This window comes from Actinoplanes italicus (genome assembly GCF_003001815.1).
Classification (GTDB): domain Bacteria; phylum Actinomycetota; class Actinomycetes; order Mycobacteriales; family Micromonosporaceae; genus Actinoplanes; species Actinoplanes italicus.
On sequence record NZ_PVMZ01000004.1, the window covers coordinates 55,631 to 74,071 of the forward strand.

Sequence of the window (18,441 nt, forward strand, 5' to 3'; positions counted from 1 at the left end):
ACGGCCGCCCCTGCCCGGCGGTCGTGTCCACGGTTTCAGGCGGCAGGGGTTTCAGGCGGCAGGGACGGCGATCCGCGGGGAACCTTTGCCGCGGCGGGTGGCCTTGACCCGGTACATCGACTGGTCGGCCTCCTGCAGGAGCTGCTCGACGCCCGTGTCGGCGCCGCACGCGGCCGTGCCGATGCTCACGCCGACCCGGGCGACGTGCTCGCCCAGGTGGTACGGCCGGCAGATCGCCGCGGTGATGCGCTCGACCAGGGCGTCCAGGCCGGGGCCCGGCGTGATGTCGTCGAGCAGGACCAGGAACTCGTCACCGCCGAACCTGCCGACGACGTCCTCGGCGCGCAGGCACTGCCGCAGCCGGTCGGCGACCCCGACCAGCAGACGGTCACCGGTGTGATGGCCCAGCGAGTCGTTGACCTGCTTGAAACCGTCGAGGTCGAGGAAAAGCAGGACCGACGGCCGCCCTTCCGTCCGGCGGCGCGTGATCGCGGCCTCCAGCGACGACACGAACGACGTCCGGTTGGGCAGGCCGGTGAGCCGGTCCGACTGTGCCTCCCGCATCAGCAGTTGTTCCTGGTCGCGCAGATCGAGGGCGATGGTGAGCAGCGCGGCGCACTGGTTGACCATCTCCCGGCCGTCCTCGACCCGGTTCTCCACGGCGTCGACGAGGGCGAGCCAGCCCCGGTCGCTGTCGCCGACCTTGGCCTTCACGACGAACACCGTCTCGCCGGGTAGTGCCGCGTCCAGCAACTCGACCGGCGGGAACGCCGTGACCGTCGTCGGCCCGGCGGGGATCACCGGACCGGGGCGGCGGCGCCAGCCCCGCGTGCGGACCAGCGCGCCGTCGGATCCGCGCAACGCGATCGATCCGGCCGTCGCCGGCGTCAGCCCGAGCCACGACGGATCCCTGGGCTCGGTGTCGCGGCGGTGCAGCAGTGCCTGGTTGAGCGCATAGGTGGCGCTGATCAGCGAACGCAGGTGCAGCTTGTCGGCGAGCTGGGCGCGACTGCGGGCACGCCCCAGCGACAGCATGATGGCCTGGACGCCGCAGCCGACGAATGTGGCGGCCGGCACGCCGGTCACCGGCATGGCGACCGCGTACTCCTGGACCGCGCGGGAGATCACCCGCACCGCGTCCGGGTCGATGCTGGCGGCCAGCAACGCCTCCAGCTCGACGGCCGCGGACCCGATCCGCGACGAGTCGCCGGTCGCCGCGGCGGCCAGGGCCTCGGCGGTGATCGCGGCGGCGTGGCCGGCGGCCCGCAGTCCCATGGCGGCCGTGTCGGCCTCGGCCGAGGGCAGGACCTCGGCCAGGCGTACGCCCAGACGCCGTAACCCGTCGTCCACGCCGAGCTCCGGGAGCCGCTCGGCGTAGCCGGTGCACCCGCACGAGCTGCGCGGTACGAACCGGGTCGGCAGCAGGTGCGGACCCGGCGGTACGGCCACGCCGCCGAGCTGCCGGATCAGCAGATCCACCGCGCGCCGGCCCATCGCGTCGAGCGGCTGGTTGACGCTGGCGAGCTCGGCGTTGAGCAGGCTCACCTCGTCGATGTCGTCGAAGCCGGTCACCAGGATGTCGCCGGGGCAGCGCAGCCCGCCCGCCTCGAGCACCTGTATCGCGCCGATGGCGTTGCGGTCGGTGGCCGCGACCAGGGCGTCGGGGCGGTCCCGGCCGAGCAGGTCGCCGGTGTCCCAGCCGATGCCGTTCTCGATGTTGGTGGTGGCCGGCAGTAGCAGACCCGGCTCCAGTCCGTGTTCGGCGAGCACCTCGAGGTAGGCGTCGTAGCGTTCCCGGACGTCGGTCACGGCAAGGAAGCCGGTGAAGGCGATCCGGCGGCACCCGTGGTCACGGATCAGGTGGGTGACCACGGCGCGGATGCCGGCGCTGTTGTCGGGCAGCACGGCCGGGACGTCCAGCCCCTCGAGGGTGTGGCCGACCAGCACCACGGGTTTGCCGGCCCGTGTCAGCCGGTTCAGGTAGTCGGGGTGGACCGAGTCGGCCAGGGCGACGAAGCCGCTCACATGGTCCCAGGCGATCGGGGTGTCGAATGCCGGGTCGCCGCCGGTGACGGCCAGGTGGGCCGCCGCGTCCAGGGTCTGCACCGCGAGCAGCCGCCGGCCGTGGAACTCGGCTCCCGCGGCGACGCCGGCCACGAGACTGCCGTAGTAGGTTCCGCCGACGAACGGCGACAGCACTCCCAGCCCTCCGGCTTCACCCATGCCGGGGGTATCGGAAACGGTGGCCCCGACCTGAGTGATTGGCCGCGCGGTTATCAGGTCTGGGCGAGCAGGAAGTCGATGACGGCCGGGGCGAAGCCGGGTCCGACGCCCGGGATGTGACTGCCGCCGTTGACGGTCCACGACCGCACCGCGGAGCCGTCGGCGCAGGCGTAGGTGCGTACCGAGGTCTCCGCCGCGGGCACATCGGCGACGACGTCGAGTGCGGGTTCGTCGCTCCCGGCGCCGGTGCAGCGATTGTGGTCTCTCCACCGGGCGATCGTGCCGGCCGCCGACGGGTAGGTGTGGCCGCCGTTGGTGCCGCCGGCGAAGGCGATGGTGTCGTCGTCGGTGCTGTGGATGGCGAGCACCCCGACCGGCTCGGACGGCCGGCACTGTGTGTCGTCGTTCCAGGTGGCACCGTTGAGGGAAGCGATCGCGGTGACCTGGCCGGCATGGTCGCACGCCATCCGGAAGGCCATGAAGCCGCCGTTGGAGTGGCCGATCAGATAGACCCGGTCGATCTTGTACGTGTCACGCAGTGCCGTGATGAGGTCGCTGAGGTAGGCCGAGTCGTCGGGTCGCGCGCCGGAGAACGCGCAGCAGGCGTCCGTGGCGTTCCAGAAGCGGTTGCCCCGGTCGTCGACGGTCCCGTCCGGGTAGGCGTAGACGAAGCCGCGCCGATCCGACTCGGGGGTGAACCGGAGGTACGACTCCTGCTCGGCGGCGTCGGACGAGTATCCGTGCAGCAGGACGACCAGCGGCGCGGGCCGTGCCGGGTCGTAGGAGTCCGGGACGTGCACGGTGACCTGCCGGCCGCCGACCTCGGCCGTGCCGGTGCCGGTGGACGGCCACGCGGCCGGTGTGGTGGGCGCCGGTCCCGGATCGCCGGCCGCGCCGCACGCGAGTGTCACCAGGAGTGTGGCCGCGGCGATCGCGGCTCGAGCAGGTCGCCATCCGTGGCGGGGCCGCCGTCGGTGTGAAGGCATCGAACCTCCCGATCGGGGGAACAGTTCGATCGTAAGTCCGCACGCGCGCCCGGCGCCGCCCTGCCTATTCCCGCCCGTGACCGGCGACACTTTCGATACGAGCTCGTTCCGTTATTGGGCGGCGGAGGTCTAACGTGCGTTGTGAAACGGAACGGTTCCGTTTCGAAACTATTCGGGGGCACCCGCACATGGACACCCAAGTTCAACCCCAGACCGGGCATCCCCGGCGCTGGGCCATCCTCGGCGTGCTCGTCATCAGCCTGCTGGTGGTCGTGCTCGACAACACGGTGCTCAACGTCGCGATGAGCACCATCGCCGACCCGGTTCGCGGGCTCGGCGCGACACAGAGTGAACTCGAGTGGGCGATCAACTCGTACACCCTGGTCTTCGCGGGTCTGCTCTTCACCGCCGGCATCCTGGCCGATCGCCTCGGCCGCCGCCTCAGCCTGATCGCGGGCCTGACCGTCTTCGGTATCGCGTCGCTGATCTCGGCGTACTCCTCCTCACCGGACCAGCTGATCGCGGCCCGTGCGCTGATGGGCCTCGGCGCCGCCGCCGTCATGCCGGCCACCCTCTCGATCATCGCCAACGTCTTCGACCCGCGGGAGCGCCCGCGCGCCATCGGCGTCTGGGCCGGTGCGGTCGGCCTGGCCGTCGCGATCGGCCCGGTGCTCGGAGGCGTACTGCTGGAGCACTTCTGGTGGGGTTCGGTCTTCCTGATCAACGTGCCCATCGTGGTGGCCGGCGTGACGCTGGTGGCGATCCTGGTGCCGGAGTCGCGTGACCCGAAGCCGAACCGCATCGACGTGATCGGTGTCCTGCTGTCGATCGTCGGCCTGACCCTGGTCACCTACGGCGTGATCAAGGGCGGCGAGGACGGCTTCGGCGAGACCGCGGCCTGGTCCACCCTGACCGCCGGACTCCTGGTCATGGTCGGGTTCGTGCTCTACGAGCGCCGGATCAAGTTCCCGTCGCTGGATGTGCGGCTGTTCACCAACCGGCAGTTCTCCGCCTCGACCGGCATCATCGGCCTGGTCTTCTTCGCGGCGATGGGCTCGATGTTCTTCGGCGCCTTCTACCTTCAGATGGTACGAGGGTACGGGCCGCTCGCCTCGGGCGCGCTGTTCGTCCCGTTCGCGCTCGGCCAGATCATCTTCGCCCCGGCCAGCTCCTCGATGGTCAAGCGGTTCGGCCCGAAGGCGGTCAGCACCGTGGGTCTGCTGCTGGTCTCGGCCGCCCTCGGTCTCTGGCTGTTCATCGACGTGGACACCCCGATCGCGCTGGTCGCCGTCGCGTTCTTCATCCAGGGCGTCGGCATGGCCAACGTGATGCCGCCGGCCACCGAGGCGATCATGGCGGCGCTGCCGCGGGAGAAGGCGGGCGTCGGTTCGGCCGTCAGCAACACGATCCGCCAGCTCGGCGGCGCGCTCGGCGTGGCCGTCCTCGGCGCGGTCGTCTCCTCCGTCTACCGCGGGCACCTCACCCCGCCGGCCGGGCTCCCGGACGCCACCGCCGACCTGGCGAGCGAGTCGATCGCCGGCGCCTACGCCGTCGCCGGTCAGGCCGGTCCGGCCGCCACCGCCCTGCTGGACGGCGCGAATGCGGCGTTCGTCACCGCGATGCACTACGCGGCCGTCGGTTCGACCGTGTTCGCCCTGCTCGGAGTCCTGGTGGCGGTGCTCTGGCTGCCCGGCAAGAGCTCCGCCGGGACCTCGGCGCCCGCCGTGGCCCAGGATCCGGACCTGCAACTGGCCGACGCGTAAACCGCCCGGTAACAATGAACGACATGAGCAGCAGCACGACGGCCGGCCAGGAGCGCAAGGCTCCTGGCCGGCCCCGCAACGCCCAGGCCGACGAGACCATCCTCGACGCCGTGCTGGGGTTGCTCAGCGACGGGCAGAGTGCCGCCGCTATCTCGATCGAGGCGGTCGCCGCCAAGGCCGGGGTCGGCAAGGCGACGATCTACCGCCGCTGGCCGAACAAGGAGGCCCTGCTCATCGACGCGGTCCGGTCGATGAAGGGCCCGCTGCCCGAGCCGGCCGGTGTCTCGGTACGCGACGATCTGATCGCCCTGATCAAGGCGAACCGCACACCGCGTGCCCAGCGCTACAGCAAAGTCACCGCCTGCCTGCTGCCCGAGCTGTACCGCGACACCGAGCTGGCCCGGCTCTACCACGAGTTCGTCGAGCCCCGCCGCGAGGTGACCCGCCAGGTGCTGCGGCGCGGCATCGCGACCGGTGAGCTGCGTGCCGACCTCGACGTCGAGCTGACCCAGCTGATGCTCTCCGCCCCGGGCATGGTGCAGTCGATGATGCGGATGACCCCGTCGGTGCCGGAGGAGCGGTTCGCCGAGACCCTCGTCGACGCGGTGCTGCGCGGTGCGGCGGCCTAGGCTCGCTTCCCGGCCGTCAGGCGCACTTGCTCTGGACCGGGGCCAGCCACGCGGTGAGGGTCTGGCTCATCGCCTTGGAGACGTCGTCGGGCGTCTTGATCGCGCCGAAGAACTTGGCGTCGGCGGACTTGTCGCGCATCAGCTTGGCGGTCTCCTGACCGGCGGTCTTCATCGCGGCGTCGGGGCTCGTGCCGGTGGCCTCCTGCACGTCGGAGGCGAAGGCGGCCAGGCTCTGCTGTGCCTTGGCGACCGCCTTCGGGTCGGCGGTCAGGGAGGTGAGAGCCTGGGCGTACGACGCCATGTTCTTGTCGTAGACCTTGGCGAGGGCCTCGCAGGCGGTGCCGACCGCCGAGGTACTCGCCGCCGTGCTGGTGCCGGGAGCCGGGTTCGAGCCGGCGCCACCTGGTGCGGTGCCGCAGGCGGAGGCGGTGAGCAGGGCACCGCCGGTGAGCAGGGCGAAGAGGACACGGCGCATGGGGCACTCCCGGGGGATTCGGGGGACAGGAGGAATGGGAGCGCTCCCATTCGAACGTGCACCCTACGTCCAACCAGCGAGTTTTGTCGATACCCCGGTTCCGCCCGGTCGTGGCGCGACCCACGTCGGCCCGTTCGGGCAAGGGCCGGTCGTCGTGACGTCGGTACTATCCACCGACAATCCGACTACTGGAGCGTCGATGACATACCCCCCGCCGCCACCGCCCGGCGACCCGCTCCCGCCGCCCGTCGATCCCTACGACTCCCCGCAGCACACGGAAGTGAGCTTCGGCCACCCGGGCTACGGGCAGCCCGCTCACGGGCAGCCGGGCCAAGGGCAACCCGCTCACGGGCAGCCGGGCCAAGGGCAACCCGCTCACGGGCAACCGGGCTACGCGCAGCCCGGCTACGCGCAGCCGGGCTACGGGCAGCCGCGCTATCCGACGGCTCCACCGCCGCCTCCGCCGGCTTCCGGGTCACGGACCGTGGCGATCACGCTGGTCTCGGTGGGGATCGCGCTGGTCCTGCTGGTCGGGGGCGGCACGGCGCTGTACCTGATCGGTTCGAAACTCTCCGGCGGCAGCGGGACCGGGAGCACGCAGGGCAAGGGCACCACCACCAGCCCGACCCCGACGGCGACGGCCGCCGAGGACGAGATCAGCATCAGTGAGCCGGACACCCTGAACGGGCAGCCCAAGATCGAGGCCGAGGAACTGGAGTCGCTCACCGCCGACCTGGAGGGTGTGCTGGAGGGCTACCCCGGCGCGGCCAACGCGTTCGGCGCCGTCTACGGCTCCCTGGCCGACAAGAAGCTGGTCACCGCGCTGGCGGCCGAGGTGGACATCGACGACCCGCAGCGGATGCTCGACACGGTGTTCCAGTCGTTCAGCGGCGAGAGCCAGCTCACCGGGGTCAGCCCGGCCAGCACCGGCTCCCTCGGCGGGGTGGCCCAGTGCGGCAGCGCCGTCATCGGCAAGGAGGACGTGGCGATCTGTGGCTGGGCCGACGAGGGGAGCGTCGGCATGATCCTCTACTTCTACGAGACCGCGGTAGACGTGAAGGGCGATTTTCCCGACATGCGCGCGGAGATCGAGACGAAGGGCTGACCCGGCGAAACAGTTGTAAAGTTTCCTTCATTTATGTGCGTCGAAGGAGGAAACCCCCGTGCCGCGCTCCCGCCTGCTCGCCGCCCTGCTCTGCGTCACCGTCATAGGCGCCCTCGCCGTCGGGCAACCGTCCTCGGCCGCCCGCACGACACTCGGCGGCGCCGACCCCAGCGTCATCAAGGTCAACGGGTTGTACGTCTCCGCGAAATCGGTCGACGGCGGGGTGGCCGTACGCACCGCGTCCACGCTGGAGGGCATCGCCACCGCCCCGAAGCGGCAGGTCTGGCGCGACACCGGCGGCCTCGGCGAGGTCTGGGCGCCCGAGATCGTCCACCACGACGGCCTCTACCGGATCTACTTCGCGGCCGGGACCGGCGCCGCCCACCGGATGTACCACATCAGCTCGGCCAGCCCCGACACCGGCTACTCGGCGGCGACGAAGGTGGCACTGCCCGACGACAGGTGGGCCATCGACGGGGTGCCGTTCACCTACCAGGGGCAGCGCTGGTTCGTCTGGTCCGGCTGGGCCGGCACCACCAACGTCGAACAGAACCTCTACCTGGCCCGGATGAGCAGCCCCACCACGACCACCGGTGCCCGGTACGTGATCTCCCAGCCCCGCGAGTCGTGGGAGCGGGTGGTCGGCAACCCCTACATCAACGAGGCGCCCGAACCGATCCTCGATCCGAACGGCCAGCTGCACATCGTGTACTCCGTCAACGGCAGCTGGAGCAGCCGCTACTGCATCGCCGACCTGCGGCTGCGCTCCGGCGGTGACCCGTCGTACGTCTGGGACTGGTACAAGAGCAACGGCTGCCAGTTCGGCTCCCACGCCTCCGAACTGATGGCCGGCTGGGACCCGACGCTGTACGCCGACGGCCCCGGTCATCACACGTTCGTGCTCGAGCGCGGCGACATCGCCACCAGCCCGCCGTCCGGCAACCGCTTCGCGACCATGTACCACGCGGTCGCGAAGGGCACGCCCTACTCGTGGGCGAACCGCTACTGGTACACCGGGACCGCCGTCTGGTGGGGCAACGTCACGTACCGGCGCGCCAACGTCCCCGGCGCCACCACCAGTACCGGCTTCGGCCTCAAGTTCTTCGAGTGACCCCAGCCGTCCCGGCCCGGCCGCTTGTCGCACGGGGGACCGGGCCGGAGACTGGGTCCGTGACCGAGGACACAGCGACCGCCGGCCGGGTGCGGCGGTTCAGCACGGCGGAGCTGCCCGTGGCGCGGCGGGTCGAACTGTGGGAGGACCACAACCGTGACGCGCTGATCGGGCTGCGGTGCCGTCTGCTCGGCGATGCGCCGTTCGACGGCACCGAGCTGAACCTGCACCTCGACCGGGTGCAGCTGGCCCGCGTCCGCGGAACCTCGCACGTCGTCGAGCGGCCCGCCGAGGTCGTGCGCCGCAATCCCGCCGACGCCATCGCGGTGTACCTGACCCTGGTCGGCGAGGCGTTCTTCTACCACGAGGGCGGCGTGCTGACCCTCAAGCCGGGCCAGGCGCTGATCTGCGACGCCGACCGGCCGTTCATGCGCGGCTTCTCCCACGGCCTCGAAGAACTCGCGATCAAGGTGCCCCGCGCGGTGTTCCGCGACCTCACCGGCGTGGAGTCGGTGCCGGCGCCGATGGCGCGCCCCACCTCCCGGGCGCTGGCCCGTTCGGCCGGGCGGGCGCTGCGTCCCGAGGGGGGACCCGTCGACGAGCGGACGCTGCTGCATCTGGTCGCCGACCTGACCGGCCGCACGGTCGCCGACCCGGTCACCGTGCACCTGGCCAACGCCCGCGCGTTCGTCGAGGACCACCTCACCGATCCGGGCCTGACCGCGGCCCGGGTCGCCGCCGGTATCGGCATCAGCGAGCGGCACCTGTCACGCGCGTTCGCCTCCACCGGGGAGAGCCTGCCGCGGTTCGTCCTGACCCGCCGCCTGGAACTGGCCCACCGGCTGCTTACCGGGGGTTCGCGGGCCGGGGTCGCCGGGATCGCGGCCGCCTGCGGGTTCGGTTCGGCCTCCTACTTCACGCAGGTGTTCCGGGCGCACTTCGGGATGCGGCCGACCGACGTACGAAAATCCGCCGCACCGTCTGATTTCCGCCGTGAACCCGGCCCGGACCTTGCCCGGCCACCGCGCCGGGCGGCAAATGGACCTCATGACGGTGACCACTGATGTCCTGATCGTCGGATCCGGCCCGGCCGGCGCGGGCGCGGCACTGCTGCTGTCCACCCTCGGCATCCCCAACATCATGATCACGAAATACCGGTGGACGGCGAACACGCCCCGCGCCCACATCACCAACCAGCGCGCCATGGAGGTCTTCCGTGACGCCGGGATCGAGGACCAGGTGCTCGCCGACGCGACCGCGCACCACCTGATGGGCGACACCGTCTTCTGCACGTCGATCGCCGGGGAGGAGATCGGCCGGATCCTGACCTGGGGCACCCACCCGGGCCGCCGCGGCGACTACGAGCTCGCCTCACCGTGCCTGCCGGTCGACATCCCGCAGAACTACCTGGAGCCGATCCTGGTGCGCAACGCCACCGAACGCGGCACCCGGACGCTCTTCTCCACCGAGTACCTGTCGCACGTCCAGGACGCCGACGGCGTCGACGTGCGGGTGCGCGACCGGGTCACCGGGCACGAGTTCACGATCCGCGCGAAATACCTGATCGGCGCGGACGGCGCGCGCTCCCAGGTGGCAGCGGACCTCGGTCTGCCGATGGTGGGCGCGATGGACATCGCCGGATCCATGAACATAACCTTCAAGGCCGACCTCTCCCCGTACGTCGGAAATCGCCCCTCGGTCCTGTATTGGGTGATCCAGCCCGGCTCCAATGTGGGCGGGATCGGCGCCGGCCTCGTCCGGATGGTCCGCCCCTGGAACGAGTGGCTGATCGTCTGGGGATACGACATCACGCAGCCCGCACCGGTCGTCGACGAGGCCGCCGCCAAGGCCATCGTGCGCAGCCTGCTCGGCCTGCCCGGCATCGACGTCGAGATCACCGGCACGTCGCTCTGGGGCAACAACGAGATGTACGCGACCCGCCTGCACGACCGCCGCGTGTTCTGCGCCGGCGACGCCGTGCACCGGCACCCGCCGTCCAACGGCCTCGGCTCCAACACCTCGATCCAGGACTCCTACAACCTGGCGTGGAAGCTCGCGGCCGTGCTGCGCGGCCAGGCCGGCCCCTCGCTGCTCGACACGTACACCACCGAACGCGCCCCGGTCGCCGAGCAGATCGTGCTGCGTGCCAACCGGTCGAGCCGCGAGTTCGTACAGTTCTTCGAGGTACTGGGCCTGCTGGACGCCCACGACGAGGCGGAGATGACCGCGCGGATCGAGGAACGCAAGGCCAACACGCCCGCGGGCGCCGCCAAGCGGGCCGCGCTGGTCGCGGCGATGGAGCTCAAGCACTACGAGTTCAACGCCCACGGTGTCGAACTGGGCCAGTTCTACGATTCCGCGGCCATCGCCGGTGACGGCAGCCGGCCGGTGGCGACGAAGGATCCGGAACTGCACTACGAGCCGTCGACCGTGCCGGGCTCCCGCCTGCCGCACGTGTGGGTCGGCGACGCGAAGACCAGGATCTCCACCCTCGACCTCGCCCCGATGACCCGGTTCACCCTGTTCACGGGCATCGCCGGCGAATCGTGGGCGGCGGCTGCCGAGAAGGTGTCGGCGGAACTGGGCGTACCCCTGCGGGCTGTGATCATCGGCCCCGGCCGCGAGGTCACCGACCTGTACTACGACTGGGCGCGCATCCGCGAGGTCGAGGAAGAGGGAGCCGTTCTGGTACGCCCGGACAAGCACATCGGCTGGCGTTCGACGGGGCTGCCCGGCGACCCGGTGCAGGCCCTGCGCGACGCCGTCGCCGCCATCCTCGGCCGTTCACGATGAGTCTGCGTTTCACGCACGAGACCCTGCCGCAGCGCGTCGTGTTCGGCCCGGCCGCCGACCATCTGGCCGCCGAGGTCGCCCGGTTCGGCGAGCGGCCCGTGGTGTTCGGCGGCGCGGCTCCCGACCTGCTGCCCGGCGCCCCGCGCCACCGGGACGTGATCATGCACGTGCCCGTCGAAGCCGCCGCTCGGGCCCGTGCGTTCGCCGCCGCCAACGACGCCGACGTGCTGGTCAGCATCGGCGGCGGCTCGTCCACCGGACTCGCCAAGGCCGTCGCGCTCACCTCCGGGCTGCCGATCGTCGCGGTGCCGACCACGTACGCCGGATCCGAGGCCACCAACGTGTGGGGCCTGACCGAGAACGGCCGCAAGACCACCGGCGCCGACGACCGGGTCCTGCCGCGCACCATCGTGTACGACGCGGAACTGACCCTCTCCCTGCCCGTCGGCCTGAGCGTCGCCTCCGGACTCAACGCGCTCGCCCACTGCGTCGACTCGATGTGGGCGCCGCGCGCCGACCCCATCAACCAGGCCCTCGCCGTCGAGGGCGTCCGAGCGTTGAGCGGCGGGCTACCCGCGATCGTCCGGAAACCCGGGGACCTTCAAGGGCGGGAGCTGACGCTGTACGGTGCACACCTGGCCGCCGTGGCCTTCGCCTCGGCGGGCTCCGGCCTGCACCACAAGATCTGCCACGTCCTCGGCGGCATGTTCAACCTGCCCCACGCACAGACACACGCGGTCGTTCTCCCGTACGTCATGGAATTGAACGCCCCCGGCATCCCGGACCGGCTCGCCGACGCCTTCGGACCGGGAGGTCTCGCGCGTCTGCGCGCCGAGGTCGACGCCCCGCGCGCCCTGCGTGACCACGGGTTCCGTGAGGGCGACATCCCGGCCGCGGCCGCCGCGATCCTGGCCGTCGTCCCGGCTGGCAACCCGGTCCCCGTGACCACCGACAACCTGACCGACCTGCTGCGCCGCGCGTGGGCGGGGGAGGAGCCACGATGAGCACCGAACAGGACGACCGTGAGCGGCAACTCGTCGAACGGGTCGTCGCCTCGTTCGACGGCACACCCGACCCCCGCCTCAAGGAGCTGATGCAGGCGCTCACCCGGCACCTGCACGCCTTCGTGCGTGAGGTGCGCCTGACCGAGCCGGAATGGCAGCGGGCCATCGAGTTCCTCACCGCCACCGGCCACATCACCGACGACCGGCGGCAGGAGTTCATCCTGCTCTCCGACGTGCTCGGCCTCTCCATGCAGACCGTCACCGTCAACAACGAGGCCTACCGGGACGCCACCGAGGCGACCGTGTTCGGCCCGTTCTTCGTCGAGGACGCGCCGCGGATCCCGCTCGGCGGCGACATCGCCGGTGGCGCGCCGGGTGAGCCGTGCTGGGTCGAGGGCGTCGTCACCGACACTTCCGGGCAGCCCGTTCCGGACGCCCGGATCGAGGTGTGGGAGGCCGACGACGACGGCTTCTACGATGTCCAGTACGGCGACTCACGGGTCGCCGCCCGCGGGCGGCTGCGCACCGGCCCGGACGGGGCCTACCGGTTCTGGGCGATCACGCCGACGCCGTACCCGATCCCGCACGACGGGCCGGTCGGCCGTCTCCTGGACGCCACCGGGCGCTCCCCGATGCGGGCGTCCCACCTGCACTTCATGGTCGAGGCGCCGGGGCTGCGAACCCTGGTGACCCACATCTTCGTACGCGGTGACTCGCGGCTCGCCGCCGACAGCGTCTTCGGCGTCCGCGACTCCCTGGTGCGCGACTTCCATCCTCAGCCCGCCGGGACACCTACCCCGGACGGCCGTGACCTCGGTTCCCGTTCCTGGAGCAGGGTCCGCTTCGACATCGTCCTGGCGCCGTCCTGAGCGGTGGCCGGACCGTCCTCTCAGGCCTCGAGTTGCGCCCGCCCGCAGCATTTTCCCATCCGCCAGTGTGGTGATCTCTGCCCGCCGGCGGGCCGTAGGTCACCACGCGGGGCGGTTCGGTCTGGTTGCGTGGTGATCTCTGCCCGTCGGCGGGCCGTAGGTCACCACGCGGGGCGGTTCGGTCTGGTTGCGTGGTGATCTGTGCCCGTCGGCGGGCCGTAGGTCACCACGCGGGGCGGTTCGGTCTGGTTGCGTGGTGATCTGTGCCCGTCGGCGGGCCGTAGGTCACCACGCGGAGTGTTCGGCCTGGTTGCGTGGTGATCTGTGCCCACCGGCGGACCGTAGACCACCACGCGGGGCGGTTCGGTTGTGTGCCTGCCGGCGGACCGTAGGTCACCACGCGGGGCGGTTCGGTCTGGGTGTGTGGTGATCTGTGCCTGCCGGCGGGCCGTAGGTCACCACGCGGGCGGTTCGGTCTGGCTGGGTGGTGACCTGTGTCCATCGGCGGACCGTAGGTCACCACGCGGGGCGTTCGGTCGGGTGTGTGGCGACCTGCTGCGGCGGCTTCGGGGCCGGTGGGAATGCCGGCACCGGGTCGGGCGGTTCGGTGGTGGGTCGCGGGGTGGAAAGGCCGTCGCCCGGGCCGGTGGAGCCGGCCCGGGCGACGGTGAGTTCGAGGTGCGACGTCAGGAGGCGTAGGTCTCGAACTCGGCGATCTTGGGCGTACCGGAAGAGCTGGTGATCTTGAACGTGATCTTGGTCGTCGAGGTGGCCGGGAAGGTGATCACGCCGCCGCCCGTGCCGGACTTCAGGACCGCGCCGGTGGCTCCGTTGAGGACCTGGTAGTTGCCGATCGAGGAGCCGGACGCCTCGCGGATGTTGATCTTCGAGACGGTGGTGGCCGAGCCCCACTTGATCGAGATGTCGCCGGTGGCGCCGCTCGGGGACCAGATGGTGCTCAGGTTGCCGTCGCGGACGTTGCCGTAGCTGGTGCCGCTCGCCTTGCTGGAGCCGTCGGCGCCGGCGCCGATGCTCAGGTTGGTGCCGGACGGCTGGCTGGGGGACGGACTGGTCGACGGCGAGGTGGACGGCGACGACGACGGCGACGAGGACGGCGACGACGTGGGCGACGACGACGGCGAAGAGGTCACCGAGCAGTTGCCGTTCGAGACGGCGAGGCCCTTGTTGGCGCCGGCGGTCGCGGCCACGATCGACGGCACGCAGGACGCTCCGTCCAGGGTGAACGCGTAGGGGATGCTCACCGTCGTGTTCGAGGTGACGTTCGGGCCGGCCGGCCTGTTGTCGGTGCCGGGCGCCGACCAGGTCACGTTGTCGAAGATGTTGCCCGACACCTGCCACGACCCGAGCTGGTCGGTGTAGAACGTGCCGAGCACGTCCTTGGAGTTCTGGAAGTAGTTGTTGTCCACCTTCGCCTTGGCGCCGGCCCGCGAGTTGATCCCGGACTCGTTCAACTTGAGGTAGTGGTTGTTGTACATGTGGGCGGTGCCACCACGCAGCAATGGCGTACGCGAGTCGATGTTCTCGTACTTGTTGTGGTGGAACGTGATGAAGTTGTTCCCGGTGTCGCTCTCGCTGGAGCCGATCAGGCCGCCACGGCCCGAGTTGCGCAGGATGGCGTAGGACAGCGTCACGTACTCGACGTCGTCCTTCATGTCGAACAGGCCGTCGAAGCCCTCCGACTCGCCGCCGGACGCCTCGAGGGTGACGTGGTCGACCCAGACGTTGCGGACCGTGCTCTCCATGCCGATCGCGTCGCCGCCGTTGGAGGTCGGGCTGCCGCTCTTCTTGACGTTCTTGACCGTCACGTTCTGGATGATGATGTTGCTGGAGTTCCGGATGTGGATGCCCAGCTGGTCGAACGTGGCGCCGCCGCCGACACCGACGATCGTGACGTTGCTGATGTCCTTGAGCTCGATCACGCCGGCGGCGGTGTTGCAGCTGTCGCCGGACACCTTGGTGGTGTTGCCGTGGTTGATCGTGCCCTCGACCTGGATGGTGATCGGCGTGTTGCTGGCGGCCCGGTTGCACAGTGCGGCGTGGATCGCGGTGCCGGTGGTGGCCTTGACCGTGGCGCCGCCCGCGCCGCCCGTGGTGCCGCCGTTCTGGGTGGCGTAACCGGTGACGCCACCGGCGGCCGCCGAAGCCTCAGGCTGCGGGAGGCCCAGGGCGATCGCCCCGGCCACGCCGGCGACACCGGCCACAGCGGAGAGTCGCAGTGCGACTGATCGTCTCATCTCGCTTCACCTGTTTTCTTCGCGCGCGGTCGGGGTGCGCGCATAGGGGATGGCGCGGCGGCCGATTAAGGGGATGACCGCCACTAGCGGCAGGAAAGCGCTTTCCTCCTGCCTGTTGAGGAGAATAGAGCGACGGCGGCGAATGAGGCAAGCGGTGTGCGCGCCTTCGTTAAGATCCATTTCTGTGATCCGCAGAATCCTCATGGCGCTCACGGTCGCGGCCCTCGGCGCCTCGGCGGGTGCCTGGCTCGGCTGGCGTTCGCCCGCTGACCTGCCGGCTGATCAGCAGGCCCGGGCGCTGGTCGCGGCCGCCGTGGCGGATCCGTCGGCGGAGTTCGTCGAGCGGTTCGACGCCGTCTTCGGCTACCAGTACGACGGGAGCCCGATCCTCGGCGGCGACGACTACATGCCGGGATTCGCGGTGGTCACCGTCAACGTCGGCGCCGGCGGGTTCGAAGCGCTCGCCGGCCGTGCGCGGGCCGGATTCGAACGCGCGGGCTGGTCCACGGGCGACAGCCCTTATGGGGATGGCGGCTTCGTGGCCCGGCGGGACGGTCTCTACCTCACCGCGTACGGGGCGGTGGCATGCGTGCCCGCCGACGTCGAGGCGTGCGGCTCGCAGCTGTCCGGCGGCACGTTCGGTGGCCTGGGCATCCAGTTCGAGCGCGATCGCCCGGCCCTGGCCGTCCCGCTGAGCGCGGCGGGCTGGCTGGCCGGGTTGCTGGCCGGCTGGTTCGTCCCGGCCCGGCGGGGTCCGCTCATGTGGAGCGGGCTGGTGCTGGCCGTCCCCGCGACGCTGGCCGTCACCGCGACCGCGCTGGTCCCGGAGAACGACCCGGTGTGGGACGGCTACATGTTCCTGCCGTTCCGTCCACTGGCGCTGATCGGCGCGCTGCTGATCCTGGCCGCGCTGGTGCGCGGACACGGCGACGCCCCAGCCGCAGGGGGATCGGCTGGGGCGTCGCGGTCACCGGCTCAGAAGCCGAAGTTCTGGGTGTAGTACGGCTGGCCGTTGGCGGAGTACGCGACGCCGACACCGACGGTTTTCGAGGCGCAGTTCAGCACGTTGGCACGGTGGCCCGGGCTGCTCATCCAGCCGTCGACGACCGCGGCCGCGGTGTGGTAATTCCACCCGATGTTCTCGCCGGCCGGTGACGTGTGGCCCGCGGCCTTGGCCCGGCTGACGAAGTCCGAGCCGCCGGCACCGACGTGCGAGAACGTGCCGGTCTGCGCCATCCAGGCGCTGTGCTCGCGGGAAGCCTTGGTGAGCTGCGCGTTCACGGCCAGAGCCGGGCATCCGGCCTTGGTCCGCTCCACGTTGGTGAGGCGGTTGACCTCGTCCTGCAGGGCCTGCTCGGAGACCTTCGCCGGAGCTGCATCGGCCGGTGACGCGATCATCGTGGCGGCGGCTGCTGCGGCCGCGGGAGCGAGGAGGGCGGCGACGGCGAGGCGGCGAAGAATCTGGCGCAAGAGCAAACCCTTTCGTTGTACGGGGCCCGCAGTTCCGCGGGCTCATCGTTACCTTCGGACCGTTCCGCTCGGTCACGATCACCGATACGGTGCGCGATGGTGGCCGTGAGGTTGCCGAGAGACGGTGGTGAGACGCCTCTGGATATCGGCGTACTGGTGAGTAACAATCACCCGGCGTATTGAACCGGCGGCCTCGGCCCGCCGTTTCCATGGTCAACATCTACCGAGGAGTCGACGGTGATCATCGGTGTACTGAGGGACCCGGATCCGGGTGAGCGACGCGTGGCGGCCACTCCCGCCACCGTGGAGCAGTTGGCCAAACTGGGATATCAGGTAGTGGTGGAGCCCGGCGCCGGTGCCGCGGCCTCCTTCTCCGACGAGGCCTACGCCGAGGCGGGCGCTTCCATCGGCGACCCGCTGGTCGCCGACGTGGTGTTCACGATCAACCCACCACCGGCACAGCGGCTCGACAAGCTGGCCGAGGGCACCACCCTGATCGGCATGCTCAACCCGCGTCTGGACCCCGGGCTCGTCGAGGATCTCGCCCGCCGGCCGATCACGGCGCTGTCGATGGACGCGGTCCCGCGGATATCCCGGGCCCAGTCACTGGACGTGCTGTCCTCGATGGCCAACATCGCCGGGTACCGCGCGGTGGTCGAGGCCGCGCACGCCTTCGGACGATTCTTCACCGGTCAGGTCACCGCCGCCGGCAAGGTCCCGCCGGCCAAGGTCCTCGTCGCCGGCGCGGGCGTCGCGGGGCTCGCCGCGATCGGCGCCGCCGGAAGTCTGGGCGCGATCGTACGGGCGACCGACCCCCGCCCCGAGGTGGCCGACCAGGTCCGCTCGCTGGGTGGCGAGTACCTGGAGGTCAAGGCCGCCGACGTGGAGGTCTCGTCCACCGGCTACGCCAAAGAGATGTCCGACGACTACAACGACCGGGCCGCACGGCTCTACGCCGATCAGGCCCGCGAGGTCGACATCGTCATCACCACGGCACTGATCCCGGGCCGCCCCGCCCCGAAGCTGATCACCGCCGAGATGGTCGCCGCGATGAGGGCCGGCAGCGTGATCGTCGACATGGCCGCGGCCAACGGCGGCAACGTCGAGGGCACGGTCGCCGGTGAGGTGGTCGTGACCGCCAACGGCGTGACGATCCTCGGCTACACCGATCTGCCGGGCCGCCTGCCCGCCCAGGCCAGCCAGCTCTACGGCACCAACCTGGTGAACCTCATGAAGCTGCTGACCCCCGGCAAGGACGGCGAACTGGTCCTCGACTTCGACGACGTGGTGCAGCGGTCGATGACCGTGGTCCGCGACGGCGAGCTGACCTGGCCGCCGCCGCCCGTCTCGGTCTCCGCCGCGCCGGCCGCCGTCGCCGAGAAGCCCGCCGAGGCCGCGCCGAAACCGGCGAAGAAGCCGATGAACCCGCTGCTGGTGACCGGTATCGGCGCCGCCGCGCTGTTCCTGCTCACCGCGGCTGCTCCCGCGGCGCTGCGCGGCCACCTCACCGTCTTCGCGCTGGCCATCGTGATCGGCTACTACGTGATCGGGCACGTGCACCACGCCCTGCACACGCCGCTGATGTCGGTCACCAACGCGATCTCCGGGATCATCGTCGTCGGCGCCCTGCTCCAGCTCGGCCACGGCGGCCCGGTCGTGACCGGCCTCAGCTTCGCCGCGATCCTGCTGGCCAGCATCAACGTCTTCGGTGGCTTCGCGGTGACCCGCCGCATGCTCGCCATGTTCTCGAGGAGCTGA

General features: G+C 70.8%; 16 protein-coding genes. 10 read left to right on the forward strand and 6 right to left on the reverse strand.

What is annotated here, in order from left to right:
• Positions 1-51: 51 nt before the first annotated feature.
• Together CLV67_RS11425 and CLV67_RS11430 are read right to left on the reverse strand one after the other, a co-directional pair.
• A complete protein-coding gene (locus CLV67_RS11425) occupies positions 52-2,223 on the reverse strand; it encodes a substrate-binding and GGDEF domain-containing protein (protein WP_106317289.1) in 2,172 nt (723 codons plus the stop codon).
• 53 nt (positions 2,224-2,276) lie between these two features.
• Positions 2,277-3,134: a CE1 family esterase gene (locus tag CLV67_RS11430; protein WP_170153810.1), complete on the reverse strand. Its 858-nt coding sequence runs from the start codon at positions 3,132-3,134 to the stop codon at positions 2,277-2,279.
• 263 nt (positions 3,135-3,397) lie between these two features.
• On the opposite strand from CLV67_RS11430, the gene CLV67_RS11435 reads away from it, so the two are divergent.
• Together CLV67_RS11435 and CLV67_RS11440 are read left to right on the forward strand one after the other, a co-directional pair.
• Complete coding sequence (locus CLV67_RS11435) at positions 3,398-4,972, forward strand: MFS transporter (RefSeq protein WP_106317293.1); 1,575 nt, start codon at positions 3,398-3,400, stop codon at positions 4,970-4,972.
• 14 nt (positions 4,973-4,986) lie between these two features.
• The gene (locus CLV67_RS11440; RefSeq protein WP_106317295.1) at positions 4,987-5,601 is read left to right on the forward strand and encodes a TetR/AcrR family transcriptional regulator; all 615 of its coding nucleotides are present in this window, start codon (positions 4,987-4,989) and stop codon (positions 5,599-5,601) included.
• Positions 5,602-5,617: 16 nt separating this feature from the next.
• On the opposite strand, the gene CLV67_RS11445 is transcribed toward CLV67_RS11440, so the two are convergent.
• Positions 5,618-6,076 (reverse strand): hypothetical protein, encoded by a 459-nt coding sequence (locus CLV67_RS11445; protein ID WP_106317297.1) that lies wholly within the window; start codon positions 6,074-6,076, stop codon positions 5,618-5,620.
• A 484-nt stretch (positions 6,077-6,560) separates the two neighbouring features.
• On the opposite strand from CLV67_RS11445, the gene CLV67_RS11450 reads away from it, so the two are divergent.
• The 6 genes from CLV67_RS11450 to CLV67_RS11475 are packed head-to-tail and all read left to right on the forward strand — an operon-like array spanning position 6,561 to position 12,958.
• A complete protein-coding gene (locus CLV67_RS11450; RefSeq protein ID WP_106317299.1) occupies positions 6,561-7,181 on the forward strand; it encodes a hypothetical protein in 621 nt (206 codons plus the stop codon).
• Between the two features lie 58 nt (positions 7,182-7,239).
• Positions 7,240-8,292, forward strand: coding sequence for a glycoside hydrolase family 43 protein (locus CLV67_RS11455; RefSeq protein WP_106317301.1), 1,053 nt, complete (start codon positions 7,240-7,242; stop codon positions 8,290-8,292).
• A 59-nt stretch (positions 8,293-8,351) separates the two neighbouring features.
• Positions 8,352-9,356, forward strand: coding sequence for a helix-turn-helix domain-containing protein (locus CLV67_RS11460; protein WP_203736884.1), 1,005 nt, complete (start codon positions 8,352-8,354; stop codon positions 9,354-9,356).
• Positions 9,346-11,085, forward strand: coding sequence for an FAD-dependent oxidoreductase (locus CLV67_RS11465; RefSeq protein WP_249037944.1), 1,740 nt, complete (start codon positions 9,346-9,348; stop codon positions 11,083-11,085). The genes CLV67_RS11460 and CLV67_RS11465 overlap by 11 nt, the downstream gene beginning before the upstream one ends.
• A complete protein-coding gene (locus tag CLV67_RS11470) occupies positions 11,082-12,089 on the forward strand; it encodes a maleylacetate reductase (RefSeq protein ID WP_106317305.1) in 1,008 nt (335 codons plus the stop codon). The genes CLV67_RS11465 and CLV67_RS11470 overlap by 4 nt, the downstream gene beginning before the upstream one ends.
• Entirely contained in the window at positions 12,086-12,958 is an 873-nt protein-coding gene (locus tag CLV67_RS11475; protein ID WP_106317306.1) for an intradiol ring-cleavage dioxygenase, read from the forward strand. Before CLV67_RS11470 ends, CLV67_RS11475 begins: the two co-directional genes overlap by 4 nt.
• Before the next feature lie 686 nt (positions 12,959-13,644).
• Here the strand turns inward: CLV67_RS11475 and CLV67_RS11480 are convergent.
• Positions 13,645-15,213, reverse strand: a complete 1,569-nt coding sequence (locus tag CLV67_RS11480; RefSeq protein ID WP_106317308.1) for a pectate lyase family protein — start codon at positions 15,211-15,213, stop codon at positions 13,645-13,647.
• Positions 15,214-15,219: 6 nt separating this feature from the next.
• The gene (locus CLV67_RS51010) at positions 15,220-15,417 is read right to left on the reverse strand and encodes a hypothetical protein (RefSeq protein ID WP_146169055.1); all 198 of its coding nucleotides are present in this window, start codon (positions 15,415-15,417) and stop codon (positions 15,220-15,222) included.
• Here CLV67_RS51010 and CLV67_RS11485 point away from each other — a divergent pair.
• Entirely contained in the window at positions 15,398-16,213 is an 816-nt protein-coding gene (locus CLV67_RS11485; protein ID WP_146169056.1) for a hypothetical protein, read from the forward strand. The genes CLV67_RS51010 and CLV67_RS11485 overlap by 20 nt on opposite strands.
• Here CLV67_RS11485 and CLV67_RS11490 read toward each other — a convergent pair.
• Positions 16,189-16,683 carry a CAP domain-containing protein gene (locus tag CLV67_RS11490; protein WP_239166058.1) on the reverse strand — a complete coding sequence of 165 codons (495 nt, stop codon included), beginning with the start codon at positions 16,681-16,683 and terminating at the stop codon, positions 16,189-16,191. The two genes, CLV67_RS11485 and CLV67_RS11490, sit on opposite strands and share 25 nt — an antisense overlap.
• Positions 16,684-16,920: 237 nt before the next feature.
• Here CLV67_RS11490 and CLV67_RS11495 point away from each other — a divergent pair, with 237 nt between their 5' ends.
• The gene (locus CLV67_RS11495) at positions 16,921-18,441 is read left to right on the forward strand and encodes a Re/Si-specific NAD(P)(+) transhydrogenase subunit alpha (RefSeq protein ID WP_106317312.1); all 1,521 of its coding nucleotides are present in this window, start codon (positions 16,921-16,923) and stop codon (positions 18,439-18,441) included.